The organism is Empedobacter stercoris (assembly GCF_020281205.1).
Taxonomy (GTDB): Bacteria; Bacteroidota; Bacteroidia; order Flavobacteriales; family Weeksellaceae; genus Empedobacter; species Empedobacter stercoris.
The window spans coordinates 17272-41861 of the sequence record NZ_JACXZC010000015.1; the positions used below are offsets into that span (position 1 = coordinate 17272).

Annotated in this window: 19 protein-coding genes; 7 read left to right on the forward strand and 12 right to left on the reverse strand. The window is 31.8% G+C overall.

From position 1 onward, the window contains the following. Window positions 1-5: 5 nt before the first annotated feature. The 4 genes from IF125_RS08415 to kdsB form a co-directional block, all read right to left on the reverse strand. The gene (locus tag IF125_RS08415; protein ID WP_225542178.1) at window positions 6-1967 is read right to left on the reverse strand and encodes a site-specific recombinase; all 1962 of its coding nucleotides are present in this window, start codon (window positions 1965-1967) and stop codon (window positions 6-8) included. Window positions 1968-2073: 106 nt separating this feature from the next. Then, entirely contained in the window at window positions 2074-2757 is a 684-nt protein-coding gene (locus IF125_RS08420) for a LolA family protein (protein ID WP_225542179.1), read from the reverse strand. A gap of 66 nt (window positions 2758-2823) precedes the next feature. Further along, window positions 2824-3375, reverse strand: a complete 552-nt coding sequence (locus tag IF125_RS08425) for an HNH endonuclease (protein ID WP_225542180.1) — start codon at window positions 3373-3375, stop codon at window positions 2824-2826. 145 nt (window positions 3376-3520) lie between these two features. Continuing rightward, window positions 3521-4264: a 3-deoxy-manno-octulosonate cytidylyltransferase gene (kdsB, locus tag IF125_RS08430; protein ID WP_225542181.1), complete on the reverse strand. Its 744-nt coding sequence runs from the start codon at window positions 4262-4264 to the stop codon at window positions 3521-3523. A gap of 199 nt (window positions 4265-4463) precedes the next feature. Here kdsB and IF125_RS08435 point away from each other — a divergent pair, with 199 nt between their 5' ends. From IF125_RS08435 to IF125_RS08450, 4 genes are all read left to right on the forward strand, one after another. Then, window positions 4464-5255: a DUF3822 family protein gene (locus IF125_RS08435; RefSeq protein WP_171621854.1), complete on the forward strand. Its 792-nt coding sequence runs from the start codon at window positions 4464-4466 to the stop codon at window positions 5253-5255. Next, window positions 5231-5773: an RsmD family RNA methyltransferase gene (locus tag IF125_RS08440; RefSeq protein WP_188319213.1), complete on the forward strand. Its 543-nt coding sequence runs from the start codon at window positions 5231-5233 to the stop codon at window positions 5771-5773. Before IF125_RS08435 ends, IF125_RS08440 begins: the two co-directional genes overlap by 25 nt. 134 nt (window positions 5774-5907) lie before the next feature. After that, window positions 5908-8124 carry a TonB-dependent siderophore receptor gene (locus tag IF125_RS08445; protein WP_225542182.1) on the forward strand — a complete coding sequence of 739 codons (2217 nt, stop codon included), beginning with the start codon at window positions 5908-5910 and terminating at the stop codon, window positions 8122-8124. Between the two features lie 119 nt (window positions 8125-8243). Continuing rightward, a complete protein-coding gene (locus IF125_RS08450; protein WP_225542183.1) occupies window positions 8244-8732 on the forward strand; it encodes a TlpA family protein disulfide reductase in 489 nt (162 codons plus the stop codon). Between the two features lie 69 nt (window positions 8733-8801). Here IF125_RS08450 and IF125_RS08455 read toward each other — a convergent pair whose 3' ends face one another. The 3 genes from IF125_RS08455 to IF125_RS08465 form a co-directional block, all read right to left on the reverse strand. After that, on the reverse strand, window positions 8802-9749 hold the full coding sequence (locus IF125_RS08455; protein WP_225542184.1) for an FKBP-type peptidyl-prolyl cis-trans isomerase: 948 nt from the start codon (window positions 9747-9749) through the stop codon (window positions 8802-8804). Window positions 9750-9790: 41 nt separating this feature from the next. Continuing rightward, window positions 9791-11524 carry a DNA polymerase III subunit gamma/tau gene (dnaX, locus tag IF125_RS08460; protein WP_225542185.1) on the reverse strand — a complete coding sequence of 578 codons (1734 nt, stop codon included), beginning with the start codon at window positions 11522-11524 and terminating at the stop codon, window positions 9791-9793. A gap of 81 nt (window positions 11525-11605) precedes the next feature. Continuing rightward, a complete protein-coding gene (locus IF125_RS08465) occupies window positions 11606-13237 on the reverse strand; it encodes an ABC1 kinase family protein (protein ID WP_225542186.1) in 1632 nt (543 codons plus the stop codon). A 242-nt stretch (window positions 13238-13479) separates the two neighbouring features. Here IF125_RS08465 and rpsA point away from each other — a divergent pair, with 242 nt between their 5' ends. The 3 genes from rpsA to IF125_RS08480 all read left to right on the forward strand — a co-directional run bounded on the left by rpsA (window position 13480) and on the right by IF125_RS08480 (window position 16994). Next, window positions 13480-15309 carry a 30S ribosomal protein S1 gene (rpsA, locus tag IF125_RS08470; protein ID WP_171621846.1) on the forward strand — a complete coding sequence of 610 codons (1830 nt, stop codon included), beginning with the start codon at window positions 13480-13482 and terminating at the stop codon, window positions 15307-15309. Between the two features lie 196 nt (window positions 15310-15505). Further along, window positions 15506-15973, forward strand: a complete 468-nt coding sequence (locus IF125_RS08475; protein ID WP_210766915.1) for an Lrp/AsnC family transcriptional regulator — start codon at window positions 15506-15508, stop codon at window positions 15971-15973. 13 nt (window positions 15974-15986) lie between these two features. Then, window positions 15987-16994, forward strand: a complete 1008-nt coding sequence (locus IF125_RS08480) for an EamA family transporter (protein ID WP_171621845.1) — start codon at window positions 15987-15989, stop codon at window positions 16992-16994. 66 nt (window positions 16995-17060) lie between these two features. Here the strand turns inward: IF125_RS08480 and ribB are convergent, their stop codons facing one another. The 5 genes from ribB to IF125_RS08505 form a co-directional block, all read right to left on the reverse strand. Beyond that, entirely contained in the window at window positions 17061-18185 is a 1125-nt protein-coding gene (gene ribB, locus IF125_RS08485; RefSeq protein WP_225539734.1) for a 3,4-dihydroxy-2-butanone-4-phosphate synthase, read from the reverse strand. Between the two features lie 9 nt (window positions 18186-18194). Continuing rightward, window positions 18195-19655, reverse strand: a complete 1461-nt coding sequence (locus IF125_RS08490; protein WP_225542187.1) for an LptF/LptG family permease — start codon at window positions 19653-19655, stop codon at window positions 18195-18197. A gap of 3 nt (window positions 19656-19658) precedes the next feature. Next, a complete protein-coding gene (locus tag IF125_RS08495) occupies window positions 19659-20288 on the reverse strand; it encodes a LolA family protein (RefSeq protein ID WP_225542188.1) in 630 nt (209 codons plus the stop codon). Between the two features lie 33 nt (window positions 20289-20321). After that, window positions 20322-22853, reverse strand: a complete 2532-nt coding sequence (locus IF125_RS08500; protein WP_225542189.1) for an FtsK/SpoIIIE family DNA translocase — start codon at window positions 22851-22853, stop codon at window positions 20322-20324. A gap of 207 nt (window positions 22854-23060) precedes the next feature. Next, window positions 23061-24560 (reverse strand): OmpA family protein, encoded by a 1500-nt coding sequence (locus IF125_RS08505; RefSeq protein ID WP_225542190.1) that lies wholly within the window; start codon window positions 24558-24560, stop codon window positions 23061-23063. Between the last annotated feature and the right edge of the window lie 30 nt (window positions 24561-24590).

Below are 24590 nucleotides of genomic sequence, written 5' to 3' on the forward strand. Positions count from 1 at the left end.
TCAACTTATGCTTCTTCTTTTCTTTTTGTCCAAAGAGGTGGAACAAAAAATGGTAAAGGATTACTGAAAAAAGCTTTTAATGTATGTGCTATCATCATAAAGATCTTATAAAAAGGTATGTTATTAGATCTCATGGCCATCAATAAAGATAAAATAAAACTGACTAAGAAATTACTCCAACCAACCATAAAGATTGCAATAAAACCAATAATCATAGGTCCAATATCAAAATGATATCCCATTCCTCCAATACCAATAGCAAAATTACCTGATACGAAAGTAATGTGTCGAATATCGAATGGTTGTCCAGTGAAATCACCTATCAAAAAAGCACATCCCATCATAAAACCAAAAGCTACATTTCCGACAACTCCACCCAAATTTTTCTCAAACCAATTCGAAATTCTTCTTCTTCTACGTTCTGAGAATGATTTTTTTAGAATAGGATGATTGTAAATACGTTCAGGAATATTATGAAAGCGTTGACTGTTAATCGTCATTCCTGAAATTAATCCAGAAAGGAACAAGAAAACACCTGCTATAGCTCCAAAATAGAAAATATGCCAATCCATTATCACTACTTCTTCCCAATAATGATAAGCCTTAGAATACTTAATTACCTCGAAGCCTAAAATTTGATTCAACAAATAAAAAATCCCCAATGAAACTACGAAACCTGCTACAACATTTCCTAAAAAAGCAATCATTTGGCTTCTTACCAATTGTGCAAATAAGGTTGTAAAATCTTTGACATTTAGCTCCGATCCTGATGTTGGCACGAGCGCACGAGCAAGTCGGGCAGCAGTCATAGAAGGTTGCTTTGTAGCCAGTGTCATATGAGTAAGGTAAATTGTACAAAAACCAACAGCGTAATTTATACTAAAGAAAAATGCTTTAAATAGCGGTGAAGTGTCAGGTATATTCCCTATTCCTGTTTTAATAAAACACAAAAAAGAAACGACTAAACCTCCACCACAAGCCGTCCAAAACATTTTATTGTATTCTTTGGCTGTTTGCGTGATATACTTCTCGCCTGTTTTTCCATTATGGTAAGTTACTAAAAACGTAATCAAATATACCGTAGAACTCAATTGATTGCTCATAAAATTCTTTGGCGCATAAAATTCAACCCATTTCTTAGTAGCAAAACTGTAAAAAGAAATCAAACCATGAAGCTTTAACTCATTGAAACTATTAAGTATTATTTGCAAACGTGCCAATTGTTGTTGCAAACGATTTATCTTCGAAGCTACTTTCAAGGAGATTCCTTTGTAATCTTTTTGAGTTAAAATGTCATTTAACAAATGTTTACATTTGGAAATACTTTCTTTAATTTCTAACATATCAAATCCAGCTTGTGGACTTTCAATAATGTTACTAATTTGCATTGAAAGTTTAGAGAATGGATTGTTCAAATAATTTACTTCATTACTATAACGCATCATTTCTTTGTCCGAAAACCCTCCCGTAATACGAACTGTAAGAATAGAAATAGCTTGTAAAAGTTGGTTTTGTACATTATTGGTATTCCCTTTAAAATTCTCTATTTCAACATCTTGATACAAGACTTCGAAAAGTTTTTTCCATCGATCACGAGGAATTATTCGAATTGCTTGTAGATTTTTTGAATTGTAAAAAATTTCGTTCACAACAGAAGTTAATTCATTGTTATCCTCGATATCTGGCAAAAGCGAATCCATAATTTTTTTACGAAAAATAGAAAATAAATTATCTTCTAAATGAATTCCACTGTCTACTAAATAGCTTACGATATTAATTTTTCCGAACGTTTTTTGAAGTTCCTCTCGAAAAATTAAACGATAATTTGAGTTATTTTGAAGTTTTGAGATTAAATCATCGATAAAAGAAATTGAATCTGGATAATCTTTTCTTGCTTTTTCTAATAACCTTAGTAAAAACCTCTTCTCGTATTTTCTATTTTGATCAAATATAGAATCTAAAGCCATATTTTAATTTCTTTTTAAGAGTACAAAAATAAAAAACTTATGTTACTAAGTTGTATAAATTAATCGAAATAAAAAAGTGATCCTTTGTTACGAATCACTTTTTTAGTTAGAATTTAAAATGTTTCTTATCAATGGCTGGATTAATTTTAATATCATTGAATTTTATGATATATTCTCCTCCTTCGGTAGGTTTTCCAACCACTTTTGTCGCAAAGGACAATTCATTGAATGTTTTAAAATTAGAGTAATAAAGGGTTTCTTCTTTATTCTTCTCCATTACAATTTCGTAAGAATTTTTATCAAAACAATAAATTGTTGAATTTGTATTTTTGGTTAATTCAACTTTATAACAGCTATTATTTTGATCATATTTATCTATACCTAAGTATTTTATCTTAAATCCTTTTTGTTTATACTTTAAAATATCCGAATCAAAAGAATCTGGTTTATAATTTTTTACAGCTACATTTTTCTTTGCAACTTCACTATAAGTCCACCCTATTTTGCCATCATAACCTTCATTTAATATTTCTTTTCCGTTCATCACAAACACCACTTTCTTGTTGTATGGCCGTTGGTGATAAACAATCATAGGATAAGAATCTCCTACATTAATGATGGCTTCTCCTTTTAGGATAATACTGTTCAAATTATTCCAAGCTGCTTCTCCTCCTGTTTTCTGAATATGATTTTCAATAATTTGTTCTGCTTCTTGTGCGTATGTTGCTACAGAAAATAACGAAATCATAAGCATACTAAATGTCAATTTCAACATAAGAACTTTTTTCATTTTTTTTTGAATCTGTTGAACAAGATATAAAAACTAATTTAAAGTTCTATTATGAGAGAATGATTTTTAGTCTTTTTTAACTTCTATATGTGACCAGTTTTCACCTCTTAAAATACGGTAAACTTGTCCTTGAGAAATATTAAATTGTTTGGCTAAAGTAGAAATTTTAGTCTTTCTATTAGGATCGAGTAATTTCTTTTTCAAACGAATTACTTGTGCTTCTGTTAATTTACTATTCGGAATGCTGTCTAAACGAGAACGTCCCTTCATCATTCTAAATAAATGTTTGTTATGCTCTTTCCATTCTTCCAACGTTGCCCATTGCAAATTATTCATTGCATTGTTTAATTTATTATGGTCTAAATGAACGACATATTCTTTATTTTCTTTATTAGGCAAAAAAGTTTCCGCTACCATTTTGTGGACATATTTTGCTGTACGTTTTCCGTCTGCTTTTGTTACCCAAATTGCGCGATAACCATTATTGATAGCTCCTTCTAAAATTTTATATTTATCTTGTCCTGTGTATAATTTTTTAACAAGACCATCTTTTGATACCAAGAAAGATCTTTTGTCAATTAATCCTTCTACTTCGTATTCTTTCCATGAATCACTCATAATCACTATTTTAACTTATTTCTTCATTTTACAACAACATTCATACCGAAATAATTATTTTAAAGTTAATTAACTTAATTATTTCATTTTCATCAATCAGAATAGTCGATTTGAGTGCAAATATAACGGATAATAACGAGTTAGATTATTTTTTAACAATAACGGATAAATATTCTTTTGCACGTTCTAAATCTTCAGGTGTATCAATTCCAACTCCAATTGATTCTGTTTCGATTACTTTGATTTTCATCCCATATTCTAAGTAACGCAATTGTTCCAATTTTTCTGCTTTTTCATTTTGACGCATTGCTAATTTAGAAAAATTCAATAAGGCATTCTTTCTAAACGCATATATTCCTAAATGACGAAAATAATTTGGTGTAAAATTGGATTCGCGAGCAAATGGAATCGCTGAACGAGAGAAATAAAGTGCAAAATCATTGATATCCGTTACCACTTTTACAAAGTTTGGATTATTGATTTCTTCTTCTTCCGAGATTGACTCTTTTAATGTCGCTACATCTACAGTTTTTCCTATTTCTCCATCAAAAGAAGAAAGAATATCAGCCAACGCTTTTTCATTAACAAATGGTTCGTCACCCTGAACATTCAAAATAATATCGCATTCTATATTTTCGATAGCTTCGGCAATTCGATCACTTCCAGTTTCGTGTTCTTTAATGCTCATAATTGCTTTCCCTTGATGGTTTACAATTTCATCAAAAATCAATTTAGAATCTGTCACCACAAAAACATCATCAAACAAATTGGTTGCCACAACATTTTCGTAAGTCATTCGAATGACAGTTTTATTACCCAATTGTTGCATCAATTTCCCAGGAAAACGAGAAGCTGCATATCGTGCTGGAATAACGGCTATTTTTTTCACTATTTTTTATTTCAAATTTCTGTAAATTTAAGTAGATTCGGCTGAAATGCATTTTTAATCAACAAAATAATTGTAGTATCTTTACAGAAATAAATTTTCTGTATGAAGATTGCTTTCAAAATTTTGTTATTTTTGATTTCATTAGGATTGATTTTCATCTTAATCAGCGAGTTAAAAATTCAAGGATAAAGAAAAATTTATGTCAAAACCAACTCAACGTTCGTTAGCGATTTTATTATCACACGATATGCTTAGTTATATTACCAAAACAACCGACGGAATATCGACTTCGTATTCGGATGTGTATGACTATTCGGTGGATTTTACAAATCTTAACAAAACGGAGATTGAAATTGAACATGAATTGCGTTCTAATTTGACTCTATTGCAAGAATACGACCATGTGCACATTTGTTTTTTATCGACTACAATCAATGTCGTTCCCTCACATCTTTCGCACAAGCCTTTCGAAGATTTGTTATCTCTTTCGGATTATAGTCCTATCAAATTAGCAATTGATTGTCCATTAGAAAATGTAGATGCTTCTATTGTATACAACATTCATTATCCGTTAAAAGATATTTTGCTTTCTTTACCCAATTTGCAAAATGCTCGCTTGTATCATTCGGGCAAATTCTTGATTGATTATGGGTTGATTAATTCGAAAAACAATGAAGTTTACATCAATTTGATGCACCAAAAATTAGAAGTTTGTGTGTTAAGCAATGGAGAATTTATTTTTTATAATCTATTTGAAACAAAAACGAAAGAAGACTTTTTGTTTTACATTTTGTACACATTAAATCAATTAAATATTAGTTCAAACGAAGTTTCATTATATGCTTTTGGAGACGTTTTAACTTCACCAAATTACTACGAAACCTTAAAAAAATATGTTCGTCATATTTCGTTTAACGAAGATGATAAACAACTTGGACAATATTTTACATTATATAAATTATTCGAATGCGAATCATTTCAGGAACATTAAAAGGAAAACGAATCACTGCACCAAACAATTTACCGGTGCGCCCTACAACAGACTTCGCAAAAGAAGCTTTATTTAATATATTAAACAACGAATGGTATTTTGATGAAATTACTGTGCTGGATTTATTTTCAGGAATTGGTGGTATTTCATTAGAGTTTGCTTCTCGTGGAGCTAAAAAAGTAACTTCTGTAGATAACTTCTATGGTTGTGTAAAATTCTTAGATGAAACGGCTAAACAATTAAAATTAGATGATATCATTACAACTGTAAAAGGTGATGTTTTGAAATATTTAGATAAACAACCTATCAAAAAGTTTGATATTATTTTTGCTGATCCACCCTACGATTTAGATGAAGAAGCTTACAAAAAAATTCCTGATTTGGTAATGAACAACCAATGGTTAGAAGAAGGAGGAAATTTTATATTAGAACATCCTTCTAATATTTCTTTTGTAGATCATCCAAATTTTATACAACACAAAAAATACGGAAACGTACACTTCTCTTTTTTCGAGTAAGACAAAAAAATCTTAAAATATTTAACAAAATCGACTAATAGATGACATCTATCAGTCGATTTCTTTTTTTTATTTAGATTAAGTCTAATTAAATTTGCGTAATTAATTTTATTTAGATTAAATATAGATAACGCATGAGAAAGAATATATATTTATTATCAACTCTTACACTACTTAGTTTATCAACTGCCTTTGCACAAGAAACTAAAAAAGAAAGAAAAGATTCTATCAACACTTTACAAGAAGTTGAAATTTTTGGAGATCGAAATAAGAATCAAAGAGGATTAGAAACAATCACGCGTTTCCCTGGTTCACCTCAAGATCAATTGCAATCAATTTCAATTATTTCAGAAAAATTAATTGAAGAACAAGGGGCTCTTACTATTACGGATGCTGCTCGTAATGTCCCAGGTGTTACATTATTTGGAAACTATGGTGGTTATAAAGAATCTATGTCTATTCGTGGATATAGAGGAACTCCAGTCTTAAAAAATGGTGTTCGTATGGACTCTGATTTCCGTACAGCTTCTGCAATAAGTGATATGCAAGGAGTGGAATCTATTCAAGTTATAAAAGGTGCAGCCTCTATTACACAAGGTATTGCTACAGGATTAGGTTCTGCTGGTGGTGTAATCAATATTGTCACAAAAACTCCTCGATTCAATAACGAAAAAGAAGTAGGTTTACGTTATGGAAGTTGGAACAATGTTAGAGCAACTTTTGATATGCAACAAGTATTAGATAATAATAAGAAATTTGCTTTTCGTTTGAATGGAGCATATCAATATGGTGAAAGCTATAGAGATGTAATTGAAACAAAAAGACATTATATAAACCCTTCTTTTGCATGGCGACCAGATGATAAAACAGAAGTTGTGGTACAAATGGACTATTTAAATTTAAATGGTGTTCCTGATCGTGGTACTGTTAATTTAGCAGCAAATGATACAGAAGCTCTATTTGATATGGGACATAAATTTCTAGGTACTCAATACGATAAAACCAAAATGGAAAATTTAACATATTCTGCTTGGATTAATCGTCAAATTACTGATAAAATTAACTTTCGCGTAGCTTATTTTGGTTCGTTCTTTACAAATGACAATACATCAACTGCATTAGTGAAAAATGATAAGAAGAATTTGAATCTTATTGATAGAACACTAGGTCGCTCATTTAATGATGATAGAAGTACAGCTATTCAAGCTGATTTAATGGGAAAAGATTTTAACTTTAGTGATTTCAAATGGTCATGGCAAGTTGGATATGATTATTCTTATGATAGAAGTACTTCAAGAAGTGCAAAAGGAATAGGAAGTTACAAAGAAAATGGGGTGACTAAATATTATTTACCTCAAGCAAATATCTTTGAAGATATTCAAAACAATGTAAGTCTATCTTCGGATTTACTTAAAAATTTAGAATTAGGATCTTTTGGAACCCCAACATATAACTATTATTATGGGTTCATGACTCAACAACATTTATCTTATAAAGATTTCATTAAAGTAATTGGATCTTTACGTTATTCGTATTCAATCAGTAACCATGATAATGCAGTTGATCCAATGATTGGATTAATGGTTTCCCCAACAAAAAGTGTAAATCTTTTTGCTTCATGGACTACTAGTACAAGTTTACGATCTGCAATGAACTTATTAGAAAATGGTGGACGTGTAGGTTCTTCTAAAACTGATCAATTCGAAACAGGTGTTAAAACATCTTGGTTCAATGACCGTTTACGTGCTAACCTTACTTATTTCAATATGAACAATAAAAATCTTTCTTATACTATTTATAATGAAGATGGAAGTAATGCAACAGATCCTGTTACAAAAGAAAACTTATATGGTTTAGCAGGTAATTTAAAACGTCAAGGAGTTGAGTTAGATATTTCTGGTCGTCCATTACCAAATGTTCAAGTTTTATTAGGTTACGCATATTTAGACGCACAATATGAGCACTCACCTGCTTACATGGATGGTTCAGCTCCAATGAATGCTCCAAAACATACTGCAAACGCATGGGTTCAATACAAATTCCAAAATACAAATACATTTGTTGACGGAATATCATTATCTGTTGGAGCATACTATGTCGGAGAAAGACCTGTAAATGAATACACGAAGAAAACAATTATTCATAACACTACTCCTGGTGTAAAACCATTTATGATGCCTGAATATACAACGCTTAATGCACAAATTGGATATTCTACTCGTAAATTTGACTTCCGTTTATTCTTCAATAATATTACAGACGAAATTGGATACAACTCATACTACAGAGGAGGTTACATCAACCAAATCGATCCATTTAACATGGCTGCACAAGTTGTATTTAAATTCTAATTTTCTCAGAGTTAAACATATTTTTAGCATTTTTAAAATAGGAAAACGACAGTTTTATTAACTGTCGTTTTTATTTTGAATAGAATTGATTAACTTCCGTCAAAATTTTTCTTAACAACATGAAAACAAAACTTACTGCTTTAGTCATATTCTTTTGTTCGATTTTTACATTCGCACAAACTGAAAATACATTAACAACTATTCCAGAATTTTCTTTTGTAAAAATGCAATCCGATGGAATTTTCGATTCAAAAGAAATCAAAAAAGGAAAACAAACTTTGATTGTTTTATACTCACCAACATGTATCCACTGTCAATTAGCGTTAAATCACTTTAACAACAATTACGAAGATCATTTCAAAAACACACAAATTATTTTAGTTTCCGAATACGAAGCAAAAGATGCTATTCCATTTTTAAATCAACATGCACCAAAATTTGTAAACAATAAAAATGTAGAATTATTATACGATTCTAATTATGAGTTTGGTCCTATTTTTCAACCAACTTCAATTCCTACATTCTATTTATTCGACAAGAATAAAAATCTTGTAACGATTAGAAAAGGCTCTGTTGAAGCCAATAAAATTTTTAATTATCTGAAATAAATTAAAATATAATGCATAAAAAAATCCCACTCGATGAGTGGGATTTTTAGTTTGTATGTAACCTATTGATTATTTACCTTGTTGAGCTTGCGCTTCGAATTGTTTTTGTAATTCTTTCATTTGCTCTTCTGATAAACCTTGTCCTTGCGCACCTGGTTGACCTTGTGGAGCTGTTTGACCTTCTTTAAAGTCTACTAATTCTACTTCGAATTCTAATGCTTGGTTTGGTCCAATTTGTCCTCCAGGGGCTCCCATTTCACCGTAACCTAAGTTAGCTGGAATATAGAATTTGTATTTAGATCCTTTAGACATTAATTGTAAACCTTCTGACCATCCTGGAATAACTTGGTTCAAAGGAAATTCTACACCTCCTTTAGCTTCAGGGTTTTTATCTGTACTATCAAAAGTCTTACCAGTAGCTAAAATTTTACCAGTATATTTTACTTTAACAATACTATTAATGTTTGGTTTAGCACCTGTTCCTTCTTTTTCTACAACATAAACTAATCCAGAAGCAGTTGTTTTAGCACCAGAAGCTTTTTTCTTCTCGTCTACTAATTTTTTAGACTCGTCTGCATTTTTCTTCACCAAGTTTTGTTGGTGATTTTTTGCATACGTATCTAAAATTCCCATTCCCGCTTCTTGTGTAATCAACAATTTTTTGTGACGTACAACATCCATAATCCCTTGAACAATAATATCCTTGTCCATTTGATCTAATTGTTGTTGGTTAATAACCGTCTCAATTTGCTGACCAACTTGCTGTCCAATCGCGTAAGATTCTCTACTCTCTTTTCCAGCTTTTAAATAATCTCTGATCCCTTTTTCCAATTGATCGTAGTTGATACTATCTGTCTCAACTAAACGTCCTCCAAGACCTTTGATTTGCTCACCAAGACCAGTACCGAAAGCATAAGAAGCTTTTTGATCTTCGCTTTCTAATTTGTCTACAGATTTTCCTTTGTTACAAGACACTAACGACGCAACAACAAAAATCCCTAAAAGAACTTTTTTCATTATTTATAAAAATTTATTGCAAGTTTAATAAGAAACTTTCATTAATCATACAAATCTAACCCAAATTCTTCTTTTAATTTTAACAAAACAGGGTTTTTGTCTGATAATAGTTTGAATTTCTCTTTATTCGATAAGATATGATTTGTAGCTTCCTTCTCCGAAAATTTGATTTGAATCGTGAAATAATGATTCTTTAGAAATGCTCTTAAACTATTTCTAATTCGATCACGGTATTCCTCAAATTCCTGTTCAGATGAATGTGAAGAAAACTCGAAAATAATTTCATCCCCTTCCAAACCAAGCTCTGTTGTCATCAATGCATTATAAGACGGAATGTTATGTTCGATTTTCAAACGATCCAAAAATCTTTTCCATCCTTCATTTACTTGTTCTAATGTAAATTTTTCTCGTGGCAAATCATCTCGTAGTATTTCTTCTTGATGTTCTTGTACTTTTGCTCCAGGTAAAGCCATTTTCAAACTAAATGATGAATTACCGCTGGTTTTAATTGGTTTTGAAGCACGTGTATATGCTTTGACCTCTTCCGAAATCACCGATTTTTTCACATTAAAATGTACCTGCGATTGAGACTCTTCATTTTGCTGTACCATGTTGTTTTGATGAACTGAAGGTACCGCAATTGTAGTCGTTTGTTGTTCTTTTGACAAATAAAAAGATGGAGGAACTATCCTATACTTTTTTTTTTTAAGACCGTTTTCTTCAGCAGTTAAAGAAGCTAATTGCATCAAAGCAATTTCAACTGTTAAACGTGGATTCTTACTCGATTTGTAATTTAAATCTGCTTCATTACAGATTTCTATCGCACCAAATAAAAATGAAGCCGAACATTTTTGAGCATGTTCTAAGTATTTCGCTTTGATACGTTCTCCGACTTCTAACAAACTAACGGTATTAGCTGTTTTAGCCATCAACAAATCGCGGAAATGTGCACCTAAGCCACAAATAAAAAGATGGGCATCAAATCCTTTATTTAAAATATCGTTCAGTTGCAACATTGCTTGTGGAATATCATTTTCCAAACACGCATCTGTCATCTTGAAATAATAATCGTAATCCAATACATTCAAGTTTTCTGCAACAGCGGAATACGTCAAATTTTTATTTGTAAAAGTTGCCATTCGATCAAAAATCGACAACGAATCACGCAAAGCTCCATCTGCTTTTTGCGCAATCAAATGCAGTGCATCATCTTCGAAAGTTACTTGTTCTTTATCTGCAACATTTTTCAGATGTCCTTTGATATCTTCAACTCCTATTCGTTTGAAATCATAAATCTGACATCTAGAAAGAATCGTAGGAATAATTTTATGTTTTTCTGTAGTTGCCAAAATAAAAATAGCATGCGCTGGTGGCTCTTCTAATGTTTTCAAAAAAGCATTAAAAGCTGCTGTTGATAACATATGAACCTCATCAATAATATACACACGATATTTTCCAATTTGAGGAACAATACGTACTTGATCTATTAGATTTCGTATATCATCCACCGAATTATTTGATGCTGCATCTAACTCGAAAATATTGAAAGCAAAATCTTGATCACCTTCTACTCCATTTTCTTCGTTAATTTTACGTGCTAAAATTCTGGCGCATGTTGTTTTCCCAACACCTCTTGGACCACAAAATAAAAGTGCTTGTGGCAATTGATTAGACTTTATCGCTTGTTCTAAAGTATTTGTAATAGACGATTGTCCAACTACATCTTCAAAATTTAGTGGGCGATATTTTCTGGCTGAAACAACAAAATTTTCCATACAAATGCAAATATAATAGTTTTAAGTTTCTTATAAAAATACTTTCTTTTTGATGCTTAATTTTAAAGCTAAATTTTAAATCTACTTTTTTCTAAAGACTAAAATAATAATACAACTCGCCGTAAAAACAGATAATAAATACCCAACCCAAGAAAGCATTGGCATGTCTAAAATCATAGGACGAACGGTTGTATTGGCTAACATACTTCCACCAATTCCAAAAGTTAATGTTAATAAAGCTAACACTATTTTATTGACACTGTCTTTTATGAGTTTCTGAATATTATCGATTTCATCAATCTTAAAATTAAGCGCTAATTTATCGTTGTTTATTTTTTCGATTAGCTTTAATGTATCTTCTGGTAAATCGTTGATTAAATCTTGAATATCCTTGAAATTATCAATCGTCTTTTTACTCAAATATTTAGGATGAAATTTCTGACGAGCTAATTTTATTGCATACGGACGCATCGAACGTTGTACATTAAGATCAGCATGCAATTGTTGACCAATCCCTTCTATAAGCGCAATTCCTCTTAATAAGATATAAACATATTCAGGTAATAACACATGATTACGCTGTAGAATATGATTAAATTTTTTGATGATGACCTGAACTTCAATGGTGTCAACTGTATTGTATTCTAAATAGTCAAAAATATCAGCAATATCACGTTCCAATTGTTTATCATTTTCGATATAATGTTTAATCGCCATTTTTTTGAGTGAACGAACAATACGTTTTGGATTTTTCAAACCAAAATCAATGACAACATTTTCTAATGCTTCTTTTTCGTTGATTGCTAAAATTCCCATCGAGCCAAAATCGATGAAAGCTATTCGACCGTCTTGCAAAATAAAAATATTACCTGGATGAGGATCGGCATGAAAAAAACCATCATCTAACAATTGTTTCAAATAAATATCAAACCCTTTTTGCACGATTTTTTTTGGGTCAAGTCCCAACGCTTCCAATTGCTCAACATCATTTACTTTAAAACCCTCGATTAATTCCATACAAAGAAAATTATTATTCGAATAGTCTTCGTATGTTTTAGGAACGTAAACATCTTTACTTTTCTCGAAATTTTTTCTAAAACGTTCGATATTTTGAAATTCGTTCGTTAGAGAAAGTTCTTTTAGAATCGAATTTTCGAATGATTTTTCAATTTCAGAAATGAATAACTTTTGTAACTTCTCGTATTTCTTTTCTAAAAAAAGAACGATATCACGAATCAAGGCCAAATCTGATTCGATGATATGTTGAATGTTTGATCGCTTCACTTTGAACACGACTTTTTCACCATTCAATAATGTAGCGCGGTAAACTTGTGAAATACTGGCTGCAGCAAAAGGTTGTTGTTCTATTGAAAGAAAATGTTCGTCTGGTTCTATTCCAAATTCATCTTTTATTCTTTGATAAATATCAATCTCTTCAGGCGGGACATTATCTTGTAATTTTTTCAACTCTTCGACCAATGATTCAGGAACCAAATCTTTTCGATTACTTAATAATTGACCAAATTTTATATAGGTTGGTCCGAGTTCTTCCAAAGCCATTCGAAACCTTTGATTGAAAGAACTATTGAAGAAATCAGTATTTTGGTCAGAATGAAACAAATCATTTCCACGAGAAAGGATTTCTTCAAAACCATATTTAGAAACGACTTTTACGATTTTCGAAAAGCGTTTTATTTTCTTTAAACTATCCATAAGATTTAGATTCGTTTACAAGTTACAAATAAACAAACGTGTATTGAGTTTATAAAAACTTAAATTTCTTTGAGTTGAAGCGAAAATTATTCCAAAAAATTAATTTTTATTGTTTATCTTTGCACTCGCTTAAATGAATTAGGAATCAAGCGATTAATTATTAAGTTAAACATCTCTCGGTCATTTATTTGCATTTTAAGATTCCAAAAATAAAATTGATTGAGATACAAATTTTTAGAATTATGTCTAAAGAAACAAAACAAGAGGAGGTAAAAGAAGTTGTATTAAACACTCCAGTATTAGATGCGTCTGCTAATGCAAACGTAGCGCCAGAATCATTTGATTGGGAATCTTTCGAATCAGGATTAAACGAAGAAGATCGTAAAGAAAAAGCTGAATTAGAGCAAATGTACGATACAACTTTAGAAGACTTACATGAGAATGAAGTATTCAAAGGACAAGTTGTACGTATTACAGATAAAGAAGCTATCGTTGACATCAACTTCAAATCAGAAGGTGTTATTTCATTAAACGAATTCCGTTACAACCAAGATTTAAAAGTTGGAGATATCGTTGAAGTAATGGTTGATCAACGTGAAGATAAAAATGGACAATTAATTTTATCTCACAAAAAAGCTCGTACATTAAATGCATGGGATGCTGTGAACAAAGCACACGATTCTCAAGAAATCGTTAACGGTTACATCAAAGCTCGTACTAAAGGAGGTATGATTGTTGACGTATTCGGAATTGAAGCTTTCTTACCAGGTTCTCAAATCGATGTTAAACCAATCCGTGATTACGAACAATTCGTAGGAAAAACTATGGAGTTCAAAGTTGTTAAAATCAACCCAGAATTCAAAAACGTAGTTGTTTCTCACAAAGCGTTAATCGAGGCTGATATCGAAGTTCAGAAAAAAGAAATCGTTGCTCAATTAGAGAAAGGACAAGTATTAGAAGGTGAAGTTAAAAACATCACATCTTACGGTGTATTCGTAGACTTAGGAGGTGTTGACGGTTTAATCCACATTACAGACTTATCTTGGTCTCGTATCAACCACCCATCTGAAATCTTAGAAGATGGACAAAAAATCAACGTTGTAATCTTAGATTTCGACGAAGATAAATCTCGTATCCAATTAGGTATTAAACAATTAGAAGCTCACCCATGGGATGCTTTAGATGCAGATATCAAAGTTGGTGATAAAGTTAAAGGAAAAGTAGTTGTTTTAGCTGACTACGGTGCATTCGTTGAGGTTGCTCCAGGTGTAGAAGGTTTAATCCACGTTTCTGAAATGTCATGGTCTACTCACTTACGTTCTGCTCAAGATTTCGTAAAAGTAGGTGATGAAGTTGAAGCAGTAGTTTTAACTTTAGATAGAGAAGAAAGAAAAATGTCTTTAGGTATCAAACAGTTAACGCCAGATCCTTGGACAGATATTACAACTAAATACCCAGTAGGTTCTACTCACAAAGGTAAAGTTCGTAACTTCACAAACTTCGGTGTATTCGTAGAATTAGAAGAAGGTGTTGACGGATTAATCTACATCTCTGACTTATCTTGGACTAAGAAAATCAAACACCCATCAGAATTCTGTGCAGTTGATGATATCTTAGACGTAGTAGTTTTAGAATTAGACGTAGAAGCTCGTCGTTTATCTTTAGGTCACAAACAATTAACTGAAAACCCATGGGATCAGTACGAAGCTAAATATGCTGTAGGTACAACTCACACAGGTGTTGCAGTTGACGTATTTGACAAAGGTGCTACAGTTCAATTCGAAGATGCTGACGTTGAAGCTTTCGCTCCAGCTCGTACATTAGAGAAGGAAGACGGATCTCGTATCAAAAAAGGTGAAGAAACATCTTTCAAAGTAATCGAATTCAATAAAGAATTCCGTCGTGTAGTAGTTTCTCATACAGCAACTTTCCGTGAGGAAGAAGTTAAAGCTGAAAGAACTTCTAACAACAATAACAACAACAATTCATCTAACACAATTGAAACATCTACATTAGGAGATATCGATTCATTAGCTGCATTGAAAAAGAAAATGGAAGAAGGAGGAAACTAATTCTCTAACGGAAATTTTTAAATAACATAAGCTGTCCAATATTGGGCAGCTTTTTTTTATGAACAAAGGTTTAACACTTGGTAAAATACTGAATTTAATTTATGGTTTAAATTCATATCAAGAACAAAATACAATTATTAATATATTTTTTGAATATTATTCAAAAAACTTTAATTTTGCAGTCGAAATGGAAAAAATAGAATTCAATTTAGATGCTACCGATTTGAAAATCATGCGATTAATGCAAGAAAATGCGCGTATTAACAATGCCGATATTGCAAGAGAATTGGGAATGGCACCTTCTGGTATATTAGAACGAGTAAAGAAGCTTGAAAACAAACAAGTTATTTTAGCTTATCATGCAAAAATAAATCCAGTAGCAGTTGGTCAAAAATTACTTTCATACATGTTTATCAAAACGGTAGATATTATCGGAGATGAAACAGTAGGAAAACAGCTTGCTCAAATTCCAGAAGTTTTAGAAGTTCATGATATCGCTGGAGATGATGGTTATCTAATCAAAGTAAGAACTTCTGATAACGAAGGTTTAGTAGAATTAATGCGTAAACATCTTAGCAAAATTGGTGGAATCACTTCTACACGAACAACTATCGTATTACAAACAATAAAAGAAGAACAAAATATCGTTATACCAACGAATTAAAATTGAAGATTGAATGAAAGGGAATCAACCAAGCAAGTGGCTGATTATTGCAGCGTATTTCGTGGTTTATGTCGTTTGGGGGTCAACTTATTTTTTTATAGATAAGGCATTACATGGCTTTAGTCCATTTATTTTGGGCTCGTTTCGTTTTATTGGAGCGAGTACATTATTGATGGGGTATTGCAAATTAAAAGGCTATAAACTTTGGGATAAACAAATCGTAAAACAATGCATTTTTACGGGATTTATGTTACTTTTTATTGATATGGCCGGAATTATTTGGTCTGAGCAATTTTTACCAAGTGGAATTGTTGCGATTATGGCAGCTTCGGCAGCTATTTGGTTCATTGTATTAGATAAACCAAAATGGAAACAAAATTTTTCAAGTATTCCCACTGTATTAGGTGTACTGTTTGGTTTTATAGGTGTTTTGATGCTATTCTACGAACAAACGACTACTGTACACGCAGACGCAGATCAGCAATTCTTAAATATGATTGGATTGATTGTTTTAATCTTTTGTTCTATCGCTTGGACATTGGGTTCTTTGTATTCTAAATATGTGACGGACAAACAGAAAAAAGAAGTTACAAAACCAAAAGAAGAGTTGCATATCATGGTAAAAACAGCTTGGCAAATGATTACTGCTGGTGTATTATTCAATACTGTTGCCATATTCAATGGAGAGTATGCCAATTTCAATCTTGCGAATGTAACGACAGAAGATTGGTTAGCAATGGCTTATTTAACAACTTTTGGCTCTATTCTTGCATTTGGATCTTATGTTTGGCTGTTACAACATCGTCCAGCCGTAGAAGTTTCTACTTATGCTTACGTTAATCCAATTGTAGCAGTAGCGTTAAGTTATTTTTTCTCAGATGATGTCATAACTCATTTGCAGATCTATGGATTAGCAGTAATTTTATTCAGTGTTTTATTAATGAATTGGAATCTTTACAAAAATACAAAATCAGTTCAAAAAATTCTGCATCTTGTTTCTCGTAAACATTATGCGCATTAAATATTATGATGATTAATAAAAAAAGCTTCTCTTGTGAGAAGCTTTTTTTAGTTCTATATTATTTTCTTACAATTTTGTACATTTTACAATCTCTAAACCATATTGTGTAGTATGAGGCTCTTCGACTGTTCGTGTAATTAAATTCATTTTTTGGATACCTAAATCTTTGATAATTTGCGATCCAATTCCATGATCTTTTTCGTCTGCTGGTAAAATCCCCGATTTAGATTTTCCTTCAGAATAGCTTTTGAAAATTTCTAATTTCTGTTCAACTAATTCAGAATTCTGAATATTATTGATAAAAATAATAACTCCTTTTTCTTCTTCGTTGATAATGTTCATTGTTTTTTCTAACAATGGCGTTTCTCCATTTTGTAAAGCGCTAAATAAGTCATAATAACTGTTTGTCGATTTTACACGTACAGGAACAACATCATCTTTTGACCATTTTCCTTTTTTTAGTGCAAAGTGAATTTGGTTGTTTGTTGTTTGTTGATAAGCAACTAAATCATAATCTCCAAATTTAGTTTTTGCAGGAAATTCTTCAATACGTTTTACCAACGATTCGTTTTCTAATCTATATGCAATTAAATCTTCAATCGAAACGATTTTAAGATCAAAATTTTTCGCAATCTCCAATAATTCAGGAAGACGAGCCATCTCTCCATCTTCTTTCAATATTTCAACAATACATCCAGCAGGATAATGTCCTGCCATACGCGCCAAATCAACAGCTGCTTCTGTATGTCCCATGCGAACTAAAACCCCTCCATCTTTCGCTATTAAAGGAAAAATATGTCCTGGTTTACCTAAATCATCAGGATTTGTATTTTCATCAATTAAGGCTTGAATAGTTTTTGAACGATCCGAAGCCGAAATTCCTGTTGTACAACCATGTCCTTGTAAATCGACAGAAACGGTAAAATTCGTTTCATAAATCGCTGTATTGTGACCAACCATAAGATCTAAGCCTAAAGCTTTACATCTTTGTTGTGTAAGTGGTGTACAAACCAATCCGCGTCCATGCGTTACCATAAAGTTGATGACTTCTGGTGTAGCAAACTCGGCGATACATAGGAAATCTCCTTCATTTTCACGATCTTCATCGTCAACTACAATGATAACTTTTCCTTGTTTTAAATCTTCTAAAGCTTCTTCAATTGTGTTTAATTGAGATGATCTATTTTCCATTGTTTTATATTATTGATAACGAGAATGCTCCTCGTTTTTGTTTGTTTTCTTAAACTTATTAAAGTATTTTATAATCGGATCGATGTAAATACTTATGTCAAATAATCCTGAGTCTTGGTTGGCTTTATAACTAAATAAAATAGAGAATGGAAGTGCTATAATATTCGCTGCCCAAGCAGCAAAAGTTGAGTCTAATTTACCATTTTTCGCCATGTTTTCTGCGGAGAAATTTAGAATAAAATAGATAACGAATATGACAATAGAAATAACAACCGGCATTCCAATTCCTCCTTTTTTAACAATTGCTCCTAACGAAGATCCTATCAAAAAGAAAATAATACACGTTACTGCGTACGAAAAGTTTCGGTTGTAATGAATGTTTACTTTTGCATATAGTTTTTCTCGACCTATAATTTCTTGTTCAGAAAATAACATATTTTCTTGATCTCGATTTACCATTTGTATCGATTGATTGATAATTCTGTCTTGATCTTGAGCAGAATGTTCTTTTATATCGAAAATCATTTTGGTATTTACAGAATCAATCTCTTTCATTTTATGAAAGTAATAATAATTCTGATTGAACATATTTGTTTTTAAATCTGAATAATACTTTTTATAGTCTACATTTAACGAATCTATCAAATGTCTCAGACCTTTTCCATCCAAATATTTATACGAGTTTCCTGGATCTTCGTCTTTCCCTGAATTTAAAATATCCGAAATATCAATGTAATAATTAAGCGTATCAAACTTTGTATATTGATTTTCTTGACGTAATCGTTGATCTAAATTTTTATTCTTAATATTATCTGTATAAGCAATTCCATCAAAAAGTTCCATTTTCATGTAATGGTTATCGTTTTTATCAGGAGCAAGATTTCCTCTTTTGGCAATTATTGTCATTCCATCTTCTCCAAAAGCTGCATTTTGATGAACAAAAACATCTTCTAACTTTTCAGAATTTTCACCAGAAACTTTATTAATTTTCATCTGAAAACCAGGAACCGTTTCAATAAAAACACCTTCTTTCATATTTACAGTAGGTTTTGTCTGTAAAATACTATAGAGCATTGTTCTTGCTTTTCGTTGAGAATAAGGCATTACTTTGTCTCCAAAATAATACAACCCTATTGACATTAACATAATTAATCCAAAAAGTGGGGCAAGAATTCTTGTTAAAGAGATTCCAGACGCTTTCATTGCTGCCAACTCGTAACGCTCACCAAATCCTCCCATTGTCATAATCGACCCCAAAAGAATGGTAAGTGGCAGTACAAGTTGCACCACGTTAATACCAAAATAAAAAAGTAATTCCGCTACAGTGTACCATTCTAAACCTTTTCCAATAAATTTTTCCATTTCTTGCCATGCAAACTGCACAATAAAGATGAAAAATAGAACACTAAAAATGAAAAAAAATGGACCTAAAAAGGTCTTAATTAAATACCAGTCAAGCTTTTTTAACATTGATTATAATTGTGTAATAATATAGCCTTGCGACTTATATTTCTTTTGGTCAAAGTTAAAGTAACTTTTGTGAATAAGTAAATTTTGAACGTAATCTTTTACAACGATAGACATTGTATCTCCATTTTTACCATATTCTTTATAATCATGGATTTGATTATTTGCTGTATTAACTCCTAAAATCGAATATTTAATTGAAGATGTTTTAGTTGGCGTTAATTTTATATACTGAATCGATTTACCTCCTACTGTTTTTTTATCTGTTAACGCATAACTAAAATCTGTGCGATAGGTATTCAAAACTTTAGTTGGAGTTAAAAAATCATCTGTATTTGACGCATCAGAAACTGTTACTTCTTTGTCATCTTTTGCTATCGTATATAACTTTGTTCCTGTGTATATTTGATTGATGTCTCCTACATTCAAATTAAATTTTTGTTTCATCGAGAAAACTTCTCCTGTTTGATTCATCGATTTTCCATTAGTCGAATGACTAAAATCAAACTTAATATAATACGAGTTTGCGTTGGTATATTTTGCGTAAACTTTGTCTAAGATTTGTTTTGCTGATTGAGCGTTTAATGTTCCAACCCCTACTAATAAGAGTATGAAAGAATAAATTATCTTTTTCATACAATTTAAATTTCTATCTGTTTTTAATAAATTTTAGTTCAAATTATTCAACAACTGTTCCAAACTCATGTCATCTTGTATCAATACTTGACGTGCTTTACTTCCTTCAAAAGGTCCAACAATTCCAGCAGCTTCTAATTGATCAATTAATCGTCCTGCTCGGTTATATCCTAATTTTAATTTTCGTTGTAATAAAGATGCAGAACCTTGTTGATTCATTACAATCAATCGTGCAGCATCTTCAAATAACACATCACGATCAGATAAATCAATATCTAAATTAGAACCTCCATCTTCGCCAACATATTCTGGTAAATGTAAAGCATCTGGATAGCCTCGTTGTTCTCCAATAAACTCGGTGATTTTATCAACTTCTGGTGTATCCACAAAAGCACATTGTAGTCGCACTAAATCATTTCCAGTCGTAAATAGCATATCTCCTTTTCCAATTAATTGATCAGCTCCAGGAGAATCTAAAATTGTTCTCGAATCTATTTTAGATGTTACACGAAACGCTACACGCGCTGGAAAGTTAGCTTTAATTGTACCTGTAATAACATTTACAGAAGGTCGTTGTGTAGCAACAATCAAGTGAATTCCAACAGCACGAGCCAGCTGAGCTAAACGAGCAATAGGTAGTTCTACTTCTTTACCAGCTGTCATAATCAAATCTGCAAACTCATCTACGATTAAAACGATATATGGTAAAAATCGATGTCCAGCTTCTGGGTTTAATTTACGTTCTTTAAACTTCGCATTGTATTCTTTCAAATTACGAACGAAAGCATTCTTAAGTAATTCGTAGCGATCATCCATTTCTATACAAAGCGAATTCAGTGTATTGATTACTTTCGTATTATCTGTGATAATTGCTTCTTCTGCATCAGGTAATTTAGCTAAGTAATGACGTTCTATTTTCGAGTAAAGTGTCAACTCTACTTTCTTTGGATCGACCATTACAAATTTCAATTCTGATGGATGTTTTTTGTACAACAACGATGCAATAATTGCATTCAGTCCTACCGATTTTCCTTGTCCAGTTGCTCCCGCCATTAACAAGTGAGGCATTTTAGCTAAATCAGCAACAAACGTTTCATTCGTAATTGTTTTACCAAAAGCAATAGGTAATTCCATATCAGAATTCTGAAATTTTTGAGAAGCTATTACAGAATGCATCGAAACCATAGATGGATTAGAGTTCGGAACTTCGATACCAATGGTTCCTTTTCCTGGAATTGGTGCAATAATACGAATACCAAGTGCTGCTAAACTTAATGCTATATCATCTTCAAGATTCTTAATTTTAGAAATACGAACTCCTGCTTGCGGCACAATCTCGTAAAGTGTTACAGTTGGACCTATCGTTGCCGTAATTTGTGAAATACCGATTCCGTAGTTACCTAAAGTTTCGATAATTTTATTTTTATTGGATTCTAATTCTTTTTGATCGATTAATGTATTTCCTGAATCATATTTTTTCAATAATGAAATCGGTGGAAATTGAAAATTTGGTAAATCTAAACGTTGGTTATATTCGCCTTGTTCTTGAACCAATCGTGCAGAAGTAGCTTCAAATTCTTCTTCTTCGTCAATTTTTTGAACTTTCAATTCTAAATCATTAGAAGCTTCTTGTTTAGAACTTGTAACTGAATTTTCTGATATTGGTTCAATTTCACTATTTTCTTCTATCTCATCAACCACCAATTCGGTTATATTAACAGGACTTTCTTCAATTTGCTCTTCCTCCTGTAGTTGATTTATAGTAAACTCTTGCGAAAAAGATTCATTTGGACTAACTGTATGTGATTTGATTGCTTCTTTTTCAAAATTCTCGACCAATTTCAACTCTTCAATCGATTCATTTTCTTGTTGTTTTTCAACTTCTTGATTGAATTTATTAATTTTTTCTTGCTCTTCTTCTTCTTTACGTTTTCTTAATTCGAGTTGCTCCTTTTTAATTTTTTCTTGTTCTTTTTCAATGCGATCAAGTTCTTTTTGTTTCGCGCGTTCCTCCATTTTTTGTTGGATAAATTGATATGTCATTCTAAAATGAATCACACAATAAATCAATAAACTAACAAATAACAATAAAACAACACCCAACTTACCGATGAAACTATTTAAAAAATCATTGACTTCAAACCCCATTACACCTGAAAGCATATGTTGTTGTGGAAGAATACATCCGAAGAAGATCGGTAGCCAAATCATAAAAAATATACTTTGATAAAGTGTTTTAAATGGTTTAATTTTTTTCCAGTTCGTAGCCACTTTTATTCCTAACAACATAAAGAAAATTGGGATAAAAAAAGACACAATACCAATGCCTTGTAAGATGAAAGTTTCTCCCAATAAAGCGCCGAACTTACCAAAAATATTTTCAGCAGTTTCACTTTTATCCAATAAATCGGAGATTTGACTCTGGTCGATTAAACCATTAAAAAAATAAGATAAAAACGAAACAAACAACAATAATCCAAGTACTAAAAATATAATACCTACAATTGTTTTAATAATTTGTTTCTTAGAAGTTTTAGGTGTTTCTTGAGTATTTTTTATAGCCATTTTAAGGTTGAGTATAATTGAAGCAAAAGTAATAAATCTTTGAAAGACTAATCTAACGAAAAGTATTTTAATTTACTAAAAATCATTGCCAATTTTAAACATCAAGCTTATATTTTTTATATAAAATAATTTACTAATTCTGATAGAATATAAATAAAAAGCCACCTCAAATGAGGTGGCTTTCATTATTGTAAGCTTTTTAAAGAATTATTTTTTCTTTTTTGTAGCTGGTTTTACAACTTTAGTTTCAGTAACTGTAGCGTTTTTAGGTAAAACTTCAACGCGTCTGTTTCTTTGGTAACATTCTTCTGTTTCCTCAGTACATAATAATTGAGACTCTCCTAATCCACGAGCAGTTAAACGGTTAGCGTCAACTCCACCTCTTTCAGATAAAATCTTAACTAATGCTTTAGCACGTTTTAAAGATAAAGTTTTGTTGTAAGCCGCAGAACCTCTTTGGTCAGCATGTCCATCTAAGTAGAAGCTTTTAGTTTTTAAATCATCAGAGTTTAAAATTTGAGCAGCAACTTGTACATCATCATAAGAAGATGGAACGATTTTATCAGAGTTGTATTCGAATAAAATGTTAGATAAACGTTTAGCTACGTGAACTTCTGTCCAAGGACATCCGTTATTTTCTTTTGGTCCTTTTTCAGTTGGACAAGCGTCATCTTTATCTGGAATACCATCTCCGTCAGTATCAGGACAACCTTGGAACTCAGCTAAACCAGCCTCGTTTGGACAAGCATCGTCTTTATCTAAGATTCCGTCACCATCTGTATCAGGCCATGGACATCCGTTGTTTTCTACTGGACCAGCAACTTCTGGACAAGCATCATCTTTATCTGGAACACCATCACCATCTGTATCAGGACATCCGTTAAACTCAGCTAAACCAAATTCTTCTGGACAAGCATCATCTTTATCAAATACACCGTCACCATCTGTATCAGGACATCCGTTTGTTGCAGGATCACCTGTAGCAATACCCGGAGTATCTGGACATGCATCCTCATCATCTGGAATACCATCATTATCTCTATCTTGTTTTCCGAAACGGAAAGTAACTCCTACTGTATGTTGGAAGAAGTCAAAATAGTTGTTTCCTCCGTAAGCTGGTAACCAGTTATAATCTGTAGCTACATTTAAACCAAAGTTTTTAGTAAACCAAAAATTAATACCTGCACCTAATGAAGCTGCAAAATGATTTTTTTCTAAGTCTTCAGCTTCAGTAATTTGGTAAGTACCTCCATTCTCATTACCATAGTATGCAGTTAATGGGAATTGTAACCCTGTGTAATCATATCTGTGGTATCCAGCACCTACACGTAAATATGGATCAAACCAAGAATCTTCTTTTAAGATATAACCATTAGCTAATTTATAACGTAAACCTAAACCAGCGTTGATGAATAATTCATCTTTAACAGCTAATCTGTTGTTATCAATTTCACCTACAGAAGCAGTTAAATCAACATCGAAAGATCTGTTTAAGTTACGAATAATAGACAATTTAGACAAAGGAGGAACGATATCCCAGTTATCTGTTTTGAAATACTGGTTGAATGGTCCAGTTACCGAGTTGTGGTCAACTGCGTGAGCACCAACTGTAATAGCCCAAGGATTCTTAGAATTCTGAGCGTCTACAAAAGAATTACCCGCTACGAATAATGCTACTGCAGATAATAATAGATTAAACTTTTTCATTATCAAATATTTAGCGTTTTAAATATATTA